15 protein-coding genes and 1 pseudogene are annotated in these 18,072 nt (G+C 32.8%); 8 read left to right on the forward strand and 8 right to left on the reverse strand.

What is annotated here, in order from left to right; translation table 11 throughout:
* Nucleotides 1-294 precede the first annotated feature (294 nt).
* Together BLT48_RS00655 and BLT48_RS00660 are read right to left on the reverse strand one after the other, a co-directional pair.
* Entirely contained in the window at nucleotides 295-1,680 is a 1,386-nt protein-coding gene (locus BLT48_RS00655; RefSeq protein ID WP_089974390.1) for a PTS transporter subunit EIIC, read from the reverse strand.
* Entirely contained in the window at nucleotides 1,677-3,026 is a 1,350-nt protein-coding gene (locus BLT48_RS00660; protein ID WP_089974392.1) for a glycoside hydrolase family 32 protein, read from the reverse strand. Before BLT48_RS00660 ends, BLT48_RS00655 begins: the two co-directional genes overlap by 4 nt.
* 165 nt (nucleotides 3,027-3,191) lie before the next feature.
* Here BLT48_RS00660 and BLT48_RS00665 point away from each other — a divergent pair, with 165 nt between their 5' ends.
* The 5 genes and pseudogenes from BLT48_RS00665 to BLT48_RS00680 all read left to right on the forward strand — a co-directional run bounded on the left by BLT48_RS00665 (nucleotide 3,192) and on the right by BLT48_RS00680 (nucleotide 9,425).
* Entirely contained in the window at nucleotides 3,192-4,037 is an 846-nt protein-coding gene (locus tag BLT48_RS00665) for an AraC family transcriptional regulator (protein WP_089974491.1), read from the forward strand.
* 68 nt (nucleotides 4,038-4,105) lie between these two features.
* The gene (locus BLT48_RS00670) at nucleotides 4,106-6,226 is read left to right on the forward strand and encodes an alpha-galactosidase (protein WP_089974493.1); all 2,121 of its coding nucleotides are present in this window, start codon (nucleotides 4,106-4,108) and stop codon (nucleotides 6,224-6,226) included.
* Between the two features lie 396 nt (nucleotides 6,227-6,622).
* Complete coding sequence (locus tag BLT48_RS00675) at nucleotides 6,623-7,225, forward strand: recombinase family protein (protein WP_089974394.1); 603 nt, start codon at nucleotides 6,623-6,625, stop codon at nucleotides 7,223-7,225.
* 131 nt (nucleotides 7,226-7,356) lie between these two features.
* Nucleotides 7,357-7,518: pseudogene (locus BLT48_RS13610) on the forward strand (IS30 family transposase); the annotation flags it as partial.
* Between the two features lie 1,016 nt (nucleotides 7,519-8,534).
* Nucleotides 8,535-9,425, forward strand: coding sequence for an aldose 1-epimerase family protein (locus BLT48_RS00680; RefSeq protein ID WP_089974396.1), 891 nt, complete (start codon nucleotides 8,535-8,537; stop codon nucleotides 9,423-9,425).
* 80 nt (nucleotides 9,426-9,505) lie between these two features.
* Here the strand turns inward: BLT48_RS00680 and BLT48_RS00685 are convergent, their stop codons facing one another.
* The 6 genes from BLT48_RS00685 to BLT48_RS00710 all read right to left on the reverse strand — a co-directional run bounded on the left by BLT48_RS00685 (nucleotide 9,506) and on the right by BLT48_RS00710 (nucleotide 14,002).
* Nucleotides 9,506-10,186, reverse strand: a complete 681-nt coding sequence (locus BLT48_RS00685; RefSeq protein WP_089974494.1) for a DUF4867 family protein — start codon at nucleotides 10,184-10,186, stop codon at nucleotides 9,506-9,508.
* Between the two features lie 72 nt (nucleotides 10,187-10,258).
* Nucleotides 10,259-11,248, reverse strand: a complete 990-nt coding sequence (gene lacD / locus BLT48_RS00690; protein ID WP_089974398.1) for a tagatose-bisphosphate aldolase — start codon at nucleotides 11,246-11,248, stop codon at nucleotides 10,259-10,261.
* Between the two features lie 8 nt (nucleotides 11,249-11,256).
* Nucleotides 11,257-12,204 carry a hexose kinase gene (locus BLT48_RS00695; protein WP_089974400.1) on the reverse strand — a complete coding sequence of 316 codons (948 nt, stop codon included), beginning with the start codon at nucleotides 12,202-12,204 and terminating at the stop codon, nucleotides 11,257-11,259.
* A gap of 19 nt (nucleotides 12,205-12,223) precedes the next feature.
* Nucleotides 12,224-12,742, reverse strand: coding sequence for a galactose-6-phosphate isomerase subunit LacB (gene lacB / locus BLT48_RS00700; protein WP_089974402.1), 519 nt, complete (start codon nucleotides 12,740-12,742; stop codon nucleotides 12,224-12,226).
* 39 nt (nucleotides 12,743-12,781) lie between these two features.
* Nucleotides 12,782-13,210 carry a galactose-6-phosphate isomerase subunit LacA gene (lacA, locus tag BLT48_RS00705; protein WP_089974404.1) on the reverse strand — a complete coding sequence of 143 codons (429 nt, stop codon included), beginning with the start codon at nucleotides 13,208-13,210 and terminating at the stop codon, nucleotides 12,782-12,784.
* Nucleotides 13,211-13,231: 21 nt separating this feature from the next.
* Nucleotides 13,232-14,002 carry a DeoR/GlpR family DNA-binding transcription regulator gene (locus BLT48_RS00710; RefSeq protein WP_089974406.1) on the reverse strand — a complete coding sequence of 257 codons (771 nt, stop codon included), beginning with the start codon at nucleotides 14,000-14,002 and terminating at the stop codon, nucleotides 13,232-13,234.
* A 473-nt stretch (nucleotides 14,003-14,475) separates the two neighbouring features.
* On the opposite strand from BLT48_RS00710, the gene BLT48_RS00715 reads away from it, so the two are divergent.
* The 3 genes from BLT48_RS00715 to lacG are packed head-to-tail and all read left to right on the forward strand — an operon-like array spanning nucleotide 14,476 to nucleotide 17,922.
* Nucleotides 14,476-14,784: a PTS sugar transporter subunit IIA gene (locus BLT48_RS00715; protein ID WP_089974407.1), complete on the forward strand. Its 309-nt coding sequence runs from the start codon at nucleotides 14,476-14,478 to the stop codon at nucleotides 14,782-14,784.
* A 16-nt stretch (nucleotides 14,785-14,800) separates the two neighbouring features.
* Nucleotides 14,801-16,519 carry a lactose-specific PTS transporter subunit EIIC gene (locus BLT48_RS00720; RefSeq protein ID WP_089974410.1) on the forward strand — a complete coding sequence of 573 codons (1,719 nt, stop codon included), beginning with the start codon at nucleotides 14,801-14,803 and terminating at the stop codon, nucleotides 16,517-16,519.
* The gene (gene lacG, locus BLT48_RS00725; RefSeq protein ID WP_089974411.1) at nucleotides 16,519-17,922 is read left to right on the forward strand and encodes a 6-phospho-beta-galactosidase; all 1,404 of its coding nucleotides are present in this window, start codon (nucleotides 16,519-16,521) and stop codon (nucleotides 17,920-17,922) included. Before BLT48_RS00720 ends, lacG begins: the two co-directional genes overlap by 1 nt.
* The last annotated feature ends 150 nt before the right edge of the window (nucleotides 17,923-18,072 follow it).

Genomic DNA, 18,072 nt, shown 5'->3' on the forward strand with positions numbered 1-18,072 from the left:
CTTTTGCTTCAGATAATTTAGAAAAAGAAAGCAAAAGAATGGTAGTATTTCAGAATATGGATAAAAAATAAGACTTCTAACACTTTATTAAAAAAGTTAGAAGTCTTATTTTGTAAATAGCAGTGCTCCTCTATATAATAAATTTAATTCTATTTCTCATACAGTGGTGTGTTTTCTTCTTTCACTATGCAGATTGTACTGTTGTTCAAGTAAATAAAAAACATAGATTCTCTAGTTCATCCTAGAGAATCTATGCTTAAGTCTATTTATTTCAGAAATTATTTAATGCGCTTTTTATAATTCTTGTTCTTTCTTATAGCCAAATGTCCAAGTCAACCCAAATGATACCGCAAAGGCTACTATATTTACCAAAATATATAATGGTAATTGCTCATTAAGATAGAGCAATGTTCCTGGTATACCGGTTAATGCCATACCTGTTGCACGTAAATTAAAAATAGAAGCTAGAAAACCACCAACTCCGCCACCAATCATTGCCATTAAAAATGGCTTTACTAAACGTAGCGTAACTCCAAAAACAGCTGGTTCAGTGATTCCCAATGCTGCTGAAAAAGCAGACGGAAAAGCAATTTGCTTCATTTTTGGTGAGGTTGATTTAATCGCAACAGCTAAAACGGCCCCAGCTTGAGCTATATTTCCACAAGTTCCAATAGGATTCAAATAGTTCCAACCATCTTGCCCTAACATACTAATTTCGAGAAAGTTTAAGATATGATGAATACCAAAAATACCTAACAATTGTCCAAAGCTACCATAAATCAGTCCACCAATTCCGAATGGTAAATTTAATAGAAATTCAACTGCATGTAAAACACCTAGTTCTACCTCATGGAAGATTGGTCCAATAATAAATAGTGCTAAGATCAATCCTATTAATAAAGTTAGAAAAGGAGTAAGAATTAAGTCTAAGGAATCTGGAATTTTTTTTCTTAAAAAGATTTCAATTTTTGAACCTAAAATACCTGTGACAAATGCAGGAAGTACCGATCCTTGGTAACCAACTACTTTAATAAAACCGAAAAAGATAAGTGGTTCTGCTGTTTGTTGCCCTACTTCATAAGCATTTGGAATTACTGAGCTTACTAGCATTAATCCTAAAACGATTCCCAAGACAGGTGTACCACCAAAAATTCTAAAGGTAGACCAGGCTACTAATGCTGGTAAGAATGCAAATGCAGTATCCGTTAAAATTTGAGTAAACATTAAAAATTGTTGTGGAATGGCTTCCGGAGTTAAACCTATAAGTCCTAATACAGCCTCCTGCGTAAGCAAGCCTCGTAATCCCATGAACAAACCAGTTGCGACCAATACAGGTATGATTGGAACAAATACATCCCCAAAAATTCGAATCGCTTTTTGAAAAGTCATTTTTTGATCTTCATTTGAAGAATCCATTACTTGATTACTTGGTTTATCTATCAAACGAACAAATTCATCATATACTTTATTCACTAAACCAGTACCTAAAATCACTTGATATTGACCTGAATTAAAGAAGCTGCCTTTTACTTTGTCAATAGCTTCTACGCCTTTCATATCAATTTTATCCTTATCATTAGTACTAATTCGAAGTCTTGTCGCACAGTGCGTTACAGATTGAACATTTTTAGTGCCACCAATCAATTCTAATATTTTTTCAGCGATTTCCTTGTTATTCATTCGTTCTCCTCCTCATAAGAATAAAAAGTAATGTTACCACCTTCATTCAAATTTTTATATTCTATTTCACACTTGGGCTTATCACAGAAATACCTCATAGAAAAGACGTACTGTCCACCGTTAACAAAAATTTCTATAGCAGAATTATCACAAAAAATCTGCACCTTCGTTAGTTCTGTTATTTTAAGAGTTTTTATTTCTAATTCCTTAGTGACCCAGTTTATTCGTCCAATCTCAAGGTAGCCATCACGGTATGAAATTGTATTAGAATTTAGTGACAACGAAAAATTTTCTACTGGTTTGTCAAAAGTAATAATTAGTTCAAAAACTTTACTGTTATCAGAAATAATACCGCATTCATTTTTAAATTGTTGTTTTTTCTTTCTCAAAACCTCGTATTCTTTCAAGGGAATTTGGTAAAGATGATCATTTATCCATTTTAGTTCTCTTGGCATGGTTAAACAATGAAGGTAACCTTCTTCGATTGTAGGGCAATTATTTTCTTGATTATCATCCATTCTAGACATCCAACCGACAATAATTCTTCGGCCTTTCTCATCTAAAAAAGATTGAGGAGCGTAAAAATCAAAACCTTCATCTAATAATTTTATTAAGGATGTCTGACTAAATTTTTTTGTTTCGTAGTTCATCTTTCCCACTATATATCCAGCATAGCTTGAAATCGGTTGATCATCTTCTTTATAAGAAGTTCTTTTTTGTGGACATACAGTTAAGATGTCTACTTCTTTGTCTAAAGAGAAATAATCAGGGCATTCACACATTTGATCAAGATTAGGATCTGTATAAAACACCCCTTGATACTTCCAGGATAATAAATCGTAGGATTGAAATAAAGTGATTGCCCCTTTGTTCTCAACAGTTTGAGCGCCAACAATCATCCACCAAATATCATTGTATTTCCAAACTTTTGGATCTCGGTGGTGTTCAGAAAAACCTTCAGGAGTTTTTATAATATTTTCTTGTTTAATAAATGTTTGTCCGTCATTAGATACAACAATTTTTTGGTAACTTCTTCTAGCCCCATTTACCTTAGTATTTCCAGTATAGAAGAGATACATTTCTCCATTTTTCTCAACAGCACTTCCAGAATAGACACCATTTTTATCGTCAGATCTATCTGGCAAAATCGCTGATTGTCTATTTGTCCAATGAACTAAGTCCTTGGATGTAAATAATCCCCATTCTTTATAATCATGATTCAAGTTAAAGCGATTCCATTGGTGAAAAAAATAATATTCCCCTTTGAATTGAATTAATCCATTAGGATCATTTAGTAATCCTTTATCTGGTTCAATATGGAAGTAATTCTTATACTGATTTAACAAATTATTTTATCCTCTCTCATCATATTGAAATTAATGCGTTTTCATACCCTTCATTACTGAAATGATAGCATTTCACTCAACGTTTATAATATGGAAAAATTTAATAGAAACATGGAAATTTCTAATAATATTATTTTTTTAATCATTAGCAGATATAATAAAGATATGAATAATAACTTAAGAGAATATACCGATAGGTTTACTGATTTTACCAAGAAAAGCATTTCAGACTTTATCCTTTATAACTGTGGTCTTGAATATTGTGAACCTGGCTATAGTTATGGACCGAAACGACGAGACTATCACTTTATTCATTTTGTAAAGGAGGGCAAAGGGTTACTGGAAATCGGAAATCAAAAGATTGAAGTCCATGAAAATCAAATTTTTATTGTACCTGCAAATGTCGTTTCTACCTACACAGCAGACCAGTATGAACCTTGGAAATATTCATGGATTGGTTTTATGGGTATCCAGTCTGGAAACTTTGTTCAAACATTGCTTCAGTCCAATAAAGAAAAATTTGTGATGGACTGCCAAGATGCTGATTTCTATGAACGTAGAATCAAAGATATCATTGAATTAAATAGAAATAACTTAGCTTCTTATTTTAGAATTAATGGCATTATGTACGATATTGTGGGAAGTCTATTAACTGAATACCCAATTGAACAAATTATGAATAGTTCTACTTCAATTTCGTTTCAAGCAATGCGTTATATGGATCTTCATTATCATGATGATATTCAAATTTCTGATATTGCTAATTCTATTGGCATTCACCCAAATTATTTGTCTTCTATGTTCAAAAAAGAAATGGGCATTTCTCCCAAAAAATATCTATCGAATTTAAAAATTAACAAAGCAAAAGAGTTGCTTGCTGAAAGCGATAATCCCATTAACATTATTAGCAGCTCAGTTGGGTTTTCTGACGCATTGTCATTTTCTAAATTTTTTAAAAAAGAAATCGGGATTTCTCCCTCCGAATACAGAAAGGAACATTACTTATTGTGAGCCAATTAATTCATTATGATGAAGAAAAGAAAGTATTTCATCTCACTAATACCTATGTTAGTTATATCATGGAAATCGTAGAAGACACCTATTTAATTCATCGCCATTGGGGTAAGAAGCTTACTCATTACAACTTTAGCAATCGTCCGAAGCTGAAAAAAAGGACCTTTGCTGCAACCCCAAATGTTCTTAAGCCAGAACTTTCTCTTGAATTCTTACCTCAGGAAATTTCTCTGCCTCATCAAGGTGATTTCAGAAATTCAGCCGTAAAGATTCAAAACCAAAATGGGCAAAGCATAAGTAGATTTTCTTATGTCGGATATGAAATTCATGATCAAGCTATAGAACTTCAAGATCTTCCTTTTGCAAGAAGCAATGAATCTTTTGGTCAAACATTGATCATTCATTTATATGATAAAATTGCAAAAATCACTCTAGATTTGTTTTATACAATTTTTGAAGATTCACCAATTATCGTACGCTCTACTAAAGTAATCAACGAGAGCACTCAAATTGTGAAAATAGATAAGCTCTTAAGTGCATCACTTGATACCCATTATGATAACCAGCTCCTCACAACATTTTACGGAACGCATCAAAAAGAATTTCAAATGACTAGAAGTGATATTCAACATGGCTTATTTAAAATTGGGAGTACTAGGGGAGCAAGTGGTCCACAATACCCACCCTTTCTTGCGCTATCAAAAGATGCAACAGAGTTTCAAGGAGAAGTTCATGCACTTACCTTGCTTTACAGTGGGAATCATGAAGAAAACATTGAACGAGATCAATATAATAACTTAAGGGTACAAATTGGCATAAATGAAGAAACTTTCTCATGGACTCTAAATCCAAAAGAAGCTATTCAAAGTCCACAAGCATTGCTGGTATATGGTAGCCAAGGGTTTAATAGTAATTCTCAAGCATTTCATACTTTTTTCAATAATCATTTAATTAATCCACTTTGGAAAAAAAGAAAAAGACCTATCGTAATCAATAGCTGGGAAATGACTTACTTTAACGTTTCTGAAAGATTACTATTAGAAATGATTGATTCGGCAAGTTCTTTAGGATTTGAAACTGTCGTTTTGGATGATGGTTGGTTTGGTAAACGCAATAGTAGTAAAACTTCTTTAGGGGATTGGACTATAGATGAGGAGAAGTTTCCTAATGGCATTAAGCCTTTGGTGGATTATGCAAAGGAAAAAAAGATTGGATTTGGAATTTGGTTCGAGCCAGAGATGATTTCACCAAATACCGATCTTATTGCCCAACATCCTGATTGGGTAATGAAAAGCAAAAGCTACGAACCAATTTTAGGTAGAAACCAATTATTTTTAGATTTAACCAATAAAGAAGTACAAGACTTCATTATAAAGACTTTGTCAGATACCATTACTAGTCTTGGCGTGAATTACATTAAATGGGACATGAATCGGCACATGACTGATCCCTTCTCTCCTACTAAAATGGAGAATCATTCAATAGATTTTTCTCATAGATATATGCTCGGACTTTATCATATTGTTAACACTTTAACTTCAAAACATTCTGATGTGCTTTTTGAAAACTGTTCGAGCGGTGGCGGAAGGCTAGACCCTGGCATGCTGTTTTATTTCCCTCAAACCTGGATTAGCGATAATACCGATGCTTTAGATAGACAGCAAATTCAGTATGGTGCTTCTTACATGTTTCCTATTGCTTCTATGACTGGTCATGTTTCTGAAGTTCCCAATCATCAGACAGGTCGCAAAATTGCATTTGAAACAAGAGCTGCTTTAGCTTCTTCAACAAATATGGGTTACGAAATGGATATTATCAATATGTCTGGAAAAGAAAGACAGAAGGTAGCTAATCATTTATCAACGTATAAAAAAGAAAGAGACCTCATTTTTGAAGGGGATTTTTATCGATTAAGTTCTCCAAATGAATCAAATATGTGTGGATGGATGTTTGTAGATGAAAAGAAAAATAATGCAATCATTTACGTATTCCGAAATATCTATGAAGTCTTTGACTTATCCTTGCTTATTCGCATTCCTTATTTAGATACCGAAGCTAATTATCTCGAAATGAATACCAATACTGTTTATAGCGGATCTGAATTATCTGCTTGTGGAATCTCTCTTGAAAATCCACCTGGTGATTTCATCGTTCACAAACTAATTTTAGAAAAAGTAACTGATTAAACATCTACAATAAAGAATAGACATATTTGGGAACTAATCTTATATCCAGGACTGGATTATATATTTAACTATCCATCAGAATAAGTAGAAACTATTAATAAAAAAATATGTTTAATAGACCGAACATTTTTAAAATATTCGGTCTATTAAAGTTAAAAACGAATTCCCAAATACAAGTGTTTTTGGGAACTGATTTTTGTAGAAAGAAAAACAATCAAAAATCCTTATATAATCAACTTACCTAGGATTACCAAAATCAATGTCCATAATCATTACCAAATACCCTTACATTTAAATGCGTAAATGATATAATAAAAAAGAGTTATATTATACAAACTAATCTATGAATTTATTTCAATATATTATATAGAAGGATTAGTGTTAAGGAGTGAAATGATGAAAATTGCTTATGCTAGAGTATCGACAGACAAACAAGAACTTCATCGTCAACTAGATGCTTTAGAAAAAGTTGGTTACGATAAACTTATACAAGAAAAATTTACCGGTACGCAAAAGAAACGCGCTGGACTAGATAGCTTATTTAATACTGTTCGTTCAGGTGATACAGTTATTATTGAATCGATTAGTCGTTTAGGTAGAAAAACGCTAGATATTTTGTCTACGGTTGAAGAACTTAAAGAGCAAGGAGTAGAAGTTATTTCGTTAAAAGAGAATTTAGATACTTCTACTCCAACTGGCCAGGCCATGTTTCAGATGATGGCTGTAATTGCTCAATTGGAACGTGATTTAACGGTACAGCGAGTGAATGAAGGTTTAGCATCAGCTAAAGCACGTGGCGTGAAGCTTGGTAGACCGACAATGGATAAACAAAAAGTAACAGATGCTTTACGCTTATATGATTCAGGACATTATTCGGTTAAAGATATCATCCGAATCACTGGTATCTCTCAAGGATCATTATACCGAAAGATAAAAGAAAGAGATTCCAAACAACTTTCATCTGACATTAAGTACAAAGTAAAAGAAACTGAAGATTAGAGCTATTGAGCTACTATCCTTCAGTTTCTTAACTTGAAATATTTATTTTTAATTAACTAAAATGATTGTAAGTGACTTAATGCTTTTTATCTTGATATTTTTTTAAAGTTTCTCCTGCTTTTGATTTTGCTGGTTTGCTAAGAAAAGACGCTCTACCAAAAGAAATGGATTTTAACCAAATCGATTAATTCTTTATTTCTTCAGTAGCTTCAAGAAGGAACCAAATCCCAGTAAAATCTTTACAGTATCAGACACCGCTAGAAGTATTTCTGAGTTACATTAATAATGTGTGAACTGCCTAACTTAATTTGACAAACAAAGTAATTTATAAAATAGTTACCTCTTTTTCCCACTAAATTTATTTAAAGAGAATATTATGAATATTTTAGGGTTTCTTATTTAGATGATAGGAAGTATTGCAACAATTAGTTTTTAGTTATGAGCTTTGTAAAAAAAGACAAAAGTTTTATGAAGAAAGCAACAATATCTTTTATCGTTGAAACCATTGGACTTTTTTACTTGTTTCCAGCACCAGTTTAGAAAATCCAAAAAAAGAAGTATCTCCTAAAAAAAATTCAGTGGAGCATTCTGAGGCGATTGAAAAACATAAGTTGTTTTAATATCAAATTGGTCTTTTAAATATTTTCCAAGAAAAAGTATCTTATGTTGAATTATTAGCAACTCAAGGCGTTGATTCTTTTTTAACTTTTGCTGAATCTATTTTAGGTAAAGAAAGTAAAAGGATAATAACTTTTCACAATATGGATCAAGGAAAACTAAAACACTCTAAGAACTAATAAATTTAATAGGTTCTTTTTTTAACTTACTATTGCTGGAGAAAGGGTCCACCACAAACCAATTCCGATGCTGCTCAAAAGTAAAGGAACAAAATCTGGATTCGAAAATAAATTCAACATCACTAAAACTCCTTCACTCACTTTTCCGTTTTTTACCACCATTACTTAAATATAAACATAGAGGTATTCCCCATAAAGCACTTTGACTCCTTTATTATTTATTATCTTAAAACTATCTGTTCTGCTCTAATATTTTTTTTAGTTATCAACTCGTTTCTATTTGTCCTTATTTGTTTGACTTTGTTTGTTTTTAATGATACGTTTTACTATGTAGAGTTTTAATTTATTAACCCTTAACTTTAATTGTGAGCGCATTCGAAAAAGACCAGTGTAAAGATTAGAATAAATAAAGCTTCACTAATGGTCTGCTTATATTGATCTTAGACTGTTATCCTAGTAGGTTATTTTTAAAAAATCTATCAGTATTTTAAACTAAACGAGGAGGACTTTAAGTGATTACTATTGAAAATGATTATTTATCCATTGCTATCAAAGAAAAAGGAGCAGAGTTGGCAAAAGTTTACAATAAAGTAGACACTTTTAACTACTTATGGACCGGAGATAGCCAATACTGGGGAAGACATGCTCCTGTGTTGTTTCCAATTATAGGTAAGCTGAACCAAGACACGTATACTATCGGTCAAAAAGAATACACAATGAGTCAACACGGTTTTGCTAGAGACTTTGATTTCGAATTGATCAGCAAAAGCGACGATCATGCGCTATTTTGTCTATCAGATAATGAGCAAACTCAAAAAATGTATCCTTTTAAATTTAAATTGGAAATCAATTATGTATTAGAAGGGAAAAAGCTTTCTGTTCAATACACTGTTGAAAACCTTAGTGAGACAAACAAATTGCCTTTCGCTTTAGGTGCTCACCCAGGGTTTAATGTTCCTTTAAATGATGAAGGTGGCTTTTCTGATTATAACTTATCCTTTGAACCTGATTTAAAAAACCCAGTCCAAGTCTTAGAAATTGATGATGGTCCTTTCCCATTTATTACAGGAAATAATAAAAATTTGACCTTAGTAAAAGATAACGTCCTCAATTTAGAGTACACAACTTTCGACAATGGACTGCTAATTATTGATGAAGCAATCAAGACTGTTACCTTATCTAGCAAACTTTCTAAAAGCAGTATTACATTAGAAGTAAGTGACTTTCCTTATTTAACGTTATGGACACTTGAAAATAAACAAGCTCCATTTTTATGCATTGAACCTTTTTATGGATTACCTGATAAAGTAGGTAAAATGGGCAATTTGTATGATAAAAAAGGCAACTGTATTTTAGCTCCTTTGGATACTAAAGAAATGCAGTTTTCAATGATCTTTGAGTAGAATATTTTATCTATTCAAATAGTTATTTTAGAACAAATTTTAAAATAAAAACCATTACTCACTTCATTTTAAATTCATTATTAAATAGGGTTAAGTACTATTAATTCTCCGATTAAACCAACTTTAATACCATCTGCTATTTTATCTGTTCTTGTTTCATGTACGAATTGAAATTTATTTTTTTTAACGATTGCTTTATTTTTACTTTCAAAATTATCTTCAAGTGGTTCATTTGACCCTTTTATTAAGATGACAATTACTTTAAAACCAGTATCATCTACAATACAAGGGCTATAATGAAGCGTTGCACTGTACATTTCAATGATTGTACCTGCTGGGACAAAAAAGATTTTCGCATCCTCTTGTGCGTTAAAAATACCATCTGTTACTTGCTCTCTTTTCCCTAAAACCATCAGTACATCCGTTAGCACAATATTTACCTCGCTTCCTTGATGGTATTCATATGCTGAAAAAGATGCATTATTGCCTACACATTCGCCAGCTTGTACTGGGAGTCCCGCATAAACATCTGATTCAATTTCTTTAATAATCTTGAATTCATCTAAAACATTATTAAATGGAGAGTAGCTATTTCCTTCTTTAGGAATGGCAATATTTTTTTCTGTGTACTCTTTGATTTCGGTTAGGTCATAGCCTTCAAGAATGTTGCCGTAAGCTTTAAAATCTAAACTTGTTACATCTAGTATCTTATATTTTTTATTTTTTTTACAAATAGCCTTTAATTTATCCAATTTTTTCATCCTTTTTAAAAAAATATCTTTAAGAGATAGCCAGACCAAAACGGTCACTTAATCTCTTAAAGTCTATTTAATCTATTTTATTTTATCAAAATATGGAACAGCTGTTTCTTTTAGTACAGCATTTAATTCTTCAATGTTTTTCTTACCGACTGTATTCATCCACTCTTTACCAGCTTCTTCGCCATCTTTAGCAAACACTTCAATACCATTAGCCCAAGTTGCACGGCCACATAAAACTCCGTTGAATTGAGAACCTGCTGCATGCGCAAATTTCAATGTATCTTGGAACATTTTAGCTGATACTCCAGCACTTAAGAAGATAAATGGTAAGTCTGTTGCTTCACTTTGTTCAACAAAATATTTTGTTGCTTCTTCTTTCGTATAAACAGGCGTGTTGTCTCCATTGTATCCTTCAACATAAGCCATATTTACTGGTACTTCTACTTTTAATACATCTACTTTGTATTGTGGTTTAGAGAACTCTTTCATCATTTCGTTTACTTTGTGAGGTTTTACTTTTGCATATTCTGGACTCTTAGCATCGTCATTTTTTGCATCATAAGACACTAATTCTAAGAAAAATGGAATATCTTCTGCAGCACATTCTGATCCAAGTCTTTCCATGTAGACATGTTTGTAATCGTTGATTTTTTGATCTTCGTCCACGTCATAATACAAGAGGAATTTAATGGCATCTGCTCCAGCTTCTTTCAAGCGGTAAACAGACCATTCTTCTAATAAATCTGGTAAACGACCTGGTTCAGTAGCATCGTAACCAGTTTTTTCATAAGCTACTAATAAACCTGTTCCATCAGCACGTAATTTAGCTGCTGGTAAACCGTATTCTGGGTCTAATAAAATAGAAGTAGAATAAGGTGTCAACTCTGAAGAAATAACTTTTTTGAATTCAACGATATCTTCTTCGTTAGCTGGCTTGTTTGCTGCTGCAGCCAACATTTTTTTAAGTGAACCACGTTGATCAATTGCTAATGCTGCGATTACGCCTCTTTCGTTTGATAATGCTTTTAGACTTGCTAATTTATTTGGTGTCATTACTCTCATCCATCCTTTTAGTTTAGTTTTTTTAATGTAACTTTTTTATAATACTCATTAAACAAATCGTTGTTAATAAATCCAGTTTTTTTCTCCATAGTATTTAACATCCCTGTTGTCATACCGGTTTTCATGACCTCAACATTGTCAGCGCCAGTTGCAATTGCACTAGCTAGCCCGGCAACCGTTGAATCACCTGATCCAACAGGATTCACGACGTCTATTTTAGGAATGGTTAAGCGGAAAAATTCTGTGTTGTGTTTCACTAGTGCACCGTCTGCTCCTAAAGAGATAACAACCCATTCTACACCTTCAAATAATGGATTTGTTGCTAAAACTTCTTGCAATTCAACGAAATCATTGATTGGTTTTGCAATTAATTGAGCAATTTCTTCTTGATTTGGTTTAATCAAGAAAGGTTTATGTTTTCTTGACAAACTAACTTTCAACGGTTCACCAGAACTATCTAGTAAAACTGGTATTTCTTTAATTGAAGCAATCTCAATCATTTTTGCATATAACTCCATACTTAGCCCTTTAGGTAAGCTTCCAGATATCGTTACAACAGATATACCATCTAAGCTATTCTTAAAATGCTTTAAATAGTTTGCTTCATCTTTGTCCGTTAATAAAGGTCCTGTTTCTAATAGTTCTGTTTGTTGCATATCATCATGTAAAATAGCGATACAATTACGCGATTCTTGATCAATTGGCATGAAGTTATGTTTTATATTGGTTTCATCTAGCTTTTTTTGGATAAACTGACCAATTGTTCCTCCCAAAACACCAGATGCAACCACTGGAGAATTCAGTTGGTGCAGCACACGCGCGACGTTCAACCCTTTTCCACCAGCCGTTTTAGTTACTTCTGTTACTCTATTAACACTATTTAACTGCAGTCTTTCTAGTGGATAAGAAATATCTACAGATGGGTTCATCGTAACTGCTAAAATTGATTTAGCCATGATCACAGCTCCTTTTTAATTAATCGTGGTAATAGCCTTCATCCCATAAATCTAATTCTTTTTTAAAGAAATCCGGATTGTTGTTTTGATCTGCATTTTTTGGTGCAAGGTTGTCAATTTTTTCAATCAATTTTTTATTTTCAGCTGTTTCTTTGTATTCAGCATTTAAAAATACGGATACGATATCTTCTGCTAAAAATTTACCGACTGTTGTTCCACCAAAACCAATAACGTTTGCATTTAATTCTTCTGTTACGTATTTAGTGATAGCAGCATTGCTTACTAATGCAGCACGAACACCTTCATTTTTGTTCGCAGCTACTGTGATACCTACACCTGTTCCACATAAAACGATGCCTCTATCAGCTGTTTTATTGCTTACTAATTCTCCAACTTTTTTACCATATATTGGGTAATGGGTGCGACTTGTGTCGTAAGCTCCTACATCAATAACTTCGTGTCCTTGTTCTTTTAAGAAATTTGAAATATCAATTTTCACATCTGTTACAATATGATCGTTTCCGATAGCAATAATCATTTTATAATTCCTCCTAGTTTGTTTACGTTTAGACGTTTTTTAAATCATTTTTTCCAGCATATCTACACGAACTTGGTGACGTCCGCCTGCATACTCGATTTCTAAATAAGAGTCTACGATACTTTTTGCTAATGACGGTCCAACGATACCCGCTCCGATTGCGATAGCTTTTGCTCCGTTGTGCTCTGTTGTCATATGAGCTGTTCTTTCTTCTGTAACATTCGCTGTAATCATACCTTTAATCTTATTGCTTGCCATAAATGAACCTGCGCCGAATTCATCAAACATAATTCCGCGGTCTGCTTGTCCTTCCAAAACTGCTGCAGAAACTAATTTTGACGATTCAATAAAATCCTCAGCTGCTTCTTCTGTTGTATCAATAACAGTGTACTTTTGTTCTTTTAAGTAATTTTTGATAACTTCTTTTAATTCAAATCCTTTTTTATCTGAACCCAATGCAATTTTCATTTTTATAATCTCCTTTAATTTTTATTTCTTTTTATTCCCTGTTAATTTAACTTTGGTAAATTGTTGATAATGTGACAATGTCTCATTCGTTAATTGACGGTTTGTAATGAGATAATCAATATCATACAGACTATAAAATTGATAAAAATCATCTGTATTTAATTTATGATAGTCGGTTAGAATATATTTTATCTGGGCATTATTCAACGCTTTTTTTTGTGTTTGACCTTCTTCTGTATCAGCCGTCATAACACTTTCATTTCGTATACCATTGACTCCAACAAATGCTCGATTAAATTTTAATTTTTCGATTGTTCCATTCGTCAGTTCTCCGACAAATGCTCCAGAGCGTTCGCGAAACATACCACCTGTTAAAACAATTTCAATTTGCGGACATTCTGTTTTGAATTTTTCAAACACAGGTAGACTATTTGTTACGACTCTTAAGTAATCTACTTGAATATAACTTGCCAAAAATTCTAACGTTGTACCAGGACCAATGAAAATAGTTTCGCCCTCTTGGATTTCTGTAGCTGCGATTTGAGCAATTTCTCGCTTTTCTTCTATATGAAGTTCACGTTTCTCAATATGAGATGCTTCATAGAGGATATTACTTTTAACACTTTGAGCACCACCGTGAAGACGAATTATTTTCCCACTTCTGGCTAACTCATCTAGATCTCTTCGAACCGTCATATCCGAAACATTTAATCGTTTTATTAAGTCAGCCGTTTTTATAGTACCACTCTTATTCACTTCATCTAAAATGGTTAGTAATCTATCCCTTTTCATTAACTTATCCTTTCTTAAATAAATATACTTTTTTTAAAAAAAAATCGAATAATTTATTTATCTATCTCATAATAAACATAATCTAACATTATTGCAACCAAATGTAAACATTTTTAAAAAACCGACTTTTTTTATTTACTGATAATCAAAAAAACGTCTATATAGAGGGTTTTATAATAAAAAAATTTAAACACTATTATTTTTATTATTATAATAAAAATTTAATCTTGAATTATTTCAGTTTTAATTTAAAAAAAACCAAAAAGAAAGCGTTGACTTTTGCTTTTTGTAAGTTATACTAGGGATTGTAAAACAAAAACAAACATTATTATTCATTAACAAACAGGAGGTTGTTACTAAAAGAATAGTCATCTAAATTAAACAAATAAAATTTTAGCTCTTATTTATTTTATTTTAGATATATAAATATAAAATAACTAGACATTAATATAATGTCTCAAAGGAGAATTACATTGAATAGAGAAGAAGCAAATATGATTGGTTTTGAAATTGTAGCATATGCTGGTGAAGCAAGGTCAAAATTACTAGATGCCATGAACCTCGCTAAACAAGGTATGTATGACGAAGCTAATCAATTAGTAGAAGAAGCAAATGAAAGTATCAAAGAAGCGCACAACACACAAACAACAATGCTAGCTCAAGAAGCTTCAGGAGAAAGTGTCGAGGTTGGATTTATTATGGTGCATGGACAAGATCATCTTATGACTACTCTTCTCTTACGAGATTTAGTTCATCATATAATTGAGCTTTATAAAAAATAATGAAAGGATGTTTTAAATGGATAAGTTAATTGCACAGATAGAAAAAATGAAACCTTTTTTTGAAAAAGTTTCTAGGAATATTTACTTGCGGTCGGTTAGAGATGGCTTTATTGCTGCTATGCCAGTAGTCTTATTTTCAAGTGTTTTTATGTTAATTGCCTATGTTCCAAACATTTTTGGATTCTTTTGGAGTGAAAACATCGAAGCTCTTATCGTAAAGCCGTATGATTATTCAATGGGGATACTCGGTTTATTAGTGGCCGGAACAACTGCAAAGTCATTAACAGATTCTTTCAACAGGAACTTACCTAAGAATAATCAAATAAATAATATTTCCACAATGCTAGCTGCTATAGTTGGATTTTTATTACTTTCTTCAGATCCAATCGAAGGTGGATTTGCTAGCGGTTATTTAGGTACTACTGGTCTATTGTCCGCATTCCTATCCGCTTTTATTGTAGTAAATATTTATAATCTTTTTATAAAAAATAATATTACTATAAAAATGCCTGAAGAAGTTCCACCCAATATTTCTCAAACGTTTAAAGATCTACTTCCATTCGCTGCTTCTTCCTTATTATTGTTAGCCGTAGATATTATTATAAGAAGTATTGTCGGAATAAATTTTGCTCAAGCTGTTATTCAAATGTTTCAGCCTCTATTTACAGCCGCAGATGGTTACTTAGGATTAGCCCTAATTTACGGAGCAATGTCATTTTTCTGGTTTATTGGAATTCACGGTCCTTCTATTGTAGAACCAGCAATTTCAGCTATTATTTACCTGAATCTAGATGCCAATTTAAGATTGTATCAAGCTGGCGAACATGCTTCTCATGTTTTAACACCTGGTGCTCAGCACTTTGTTGCTACTTTAGGAGGTACTGGTGCGACACTTGTTGTTCCTTTTATGTTTATGATATTAGGTAAGTCAAAACAAAATAAAGCAATTGGAAAAGCTTCGTTTGTTCCAACATCTTTTGGAGTTAACGAACCAATCCTTTTTGGAGCACCTATAGTTCTCAACCCAATATTCTTCGTTCCCTTCATGTTAGCTCCAATAGCGAACATTTGGCTATTTAAAGGTTTCATAGACCTTCTTAACATGAATAGTTTTCTGTACTTCTTGCCATGGACTACTCCAGGTCCAGTTGGTTTGGTTCTAGGTACAGGTTTTGCTCCTTTAGCTTTTCTTCTAGCTATTATACTTTTAGTAATGGATGTATTGATTTATTATCCTTTCTTTAAGGTTTATGATAAGCAAATGGTTGAAAAAGAAAATAAATTAGTAACAGATACAGGTGAATCTCAAAATGAAAATACTCCTACAAAGAGCATTGATGATTTAGTTTATGCTATGAATGAGAATGAAGATAGTAAAGAAAAAAACGTCTTAGTATTGTGCGCTGGTGGTGGAACTAGTGGTCTGTTAGCAAATGCGCTTGCCAAAGGTGCAAAAGAATACAATATTCCAATAAATTCTGCTGCAGGTTCTTATGGTGCACATCATGATATGATGAAAGACTTCGACTTAATTATTTTAGCTCCCCAAGTTGCTTCTAATTATGAAGATATAAAAAAAGATACCGATAGACTAGGTATTGAATTAGTTAAAACCCAGGGTAAAGAGTATATTTCCCTTACAAGAGATCCTAAAGGGGCTTTAAACTTTGTAATGAATATATTAAACACTAGTAATAAAGAAATAGATGTAAAAAATATTGAAGGAGGAATATAATGTTGAAATTACCTGAAGACTTTATTTTTGGTGGTGCTACAGCTGCTTATCAAGCAGAAGGTGCGACTCACACGGATGGTAAAGGCCCAGTTGCATGGGATAAGTATCTTGAAGACAATTATTGGTACACAGCAGAGCCTGCAAGTGATTTTTACCATAAATATCCTGTTGATTTAGAATTAGCTGAAAAATATGGCGTTAATGGTATTCGTATTTCAATTGCCTGGTCTCGTATTTTCCCAACTGGCTATGGCGAAGTAAATGAAAAAGGTGTTGAATTCTACCATAATCTTTTTGCCGAGTGCCACAAACGTCATGTTGAGCCATTCGTGACTTTGCACCACTTTGACACACCAGAAGTTCTTCACTCAGATGGAGATTTCTTAAACCGCGAAAATATAGAACACTTTGTAGATTATGCCGCTTTCTGTTTTGAAGAGTTCCCAGAAGTAAACTACTGGACAACTTTCAATGAAATTGGCCCAATTGGAGATGGTCAATACTTGGTTGGTAAATTCCCTCCAGGCATTCAATATGATCTTGCCAAAGTCTTCCAATCACACCACAATATGATGGTTACTCATGCACGTGCTGTGAAATTGTATAAAGATAAAGGTTATAAAGGCGAAATTGGTGTAGTACATGCGTTGCCAACCAAATACCCTTATGATCCAGAAAATCCAGCAGATGTTCGTGCCGCTGAGTTAGAAGATATCATCCATAACAAATTTATCTTGGATGCAACCTACCTTGGACACTATTCAGATAAAACGATGGAAGGGGTCAACCACATCCTAGCTGAAAATGGTGGAGAACTTGATCTTCGTGATGAAGACTTCCAAGCACTTGAAGCAGCTAAAGATTTGAACGATTTCCTTGGTATCAATTACTACATGAGTGATTGGATGCAAGCCTTTGATGGTGAGACTGAAATCATTCACAATGGTAAGGGTGAAAAAGGAAGTTCTAAGTACCAGATTAAAGGTGTTGGTCGCCGAATCGCACCAGATTATGTGCCTAGAACGGATTGGGACTGGATTATTTATCCTGAAGGCTTGTATGACCAAATCATGCGAGTGAAAAATGATTATCCAAACTACAAGAAGATTTACATCACTGAAAACGGTCTTGGATACAAAGATGAGTTTGTAGATAATACCGTTTATGATGATGGTCGTATTGATTACGTGAAGAAACACTTGGAAGTTTTATCAGACGCAATTGCGGATGGTGCAAATGTTAAAGGTTACTTCATCTGGTCACTTATGGATGTCTTCTCATGGTCAAACGGATACGAAAAACGTTATGGACTATTCTATGTAGACTTTGACACGCAAGAACGCTATCCTAAAAAGAGTGCCTATTGGTTTAAAGAGTTAGCTAAAACTAAAGAAATAAAATAAGTTTCAGTTATGAATAAAATATTTTTTTAAAAAAAGTGTTTAACAGTTAGTATATACCAACTGTTAAACACTTTTTTTTGTTTTGTCTAATTAAATGAATTGTATACTCAATTCAGAAATAAAATAATTGGTGGATTATATAATGAAGTT

Source organism: Carnobacterium viridans (genome assembly GCF_900102725.1).
GTDB classification, from domain to species: Bacteria; Bacillota; Bacilli; order Lactobacillales; family Carnobacteriaceae; genus Carnobacterium_B; species Carnobacterium_B viridans.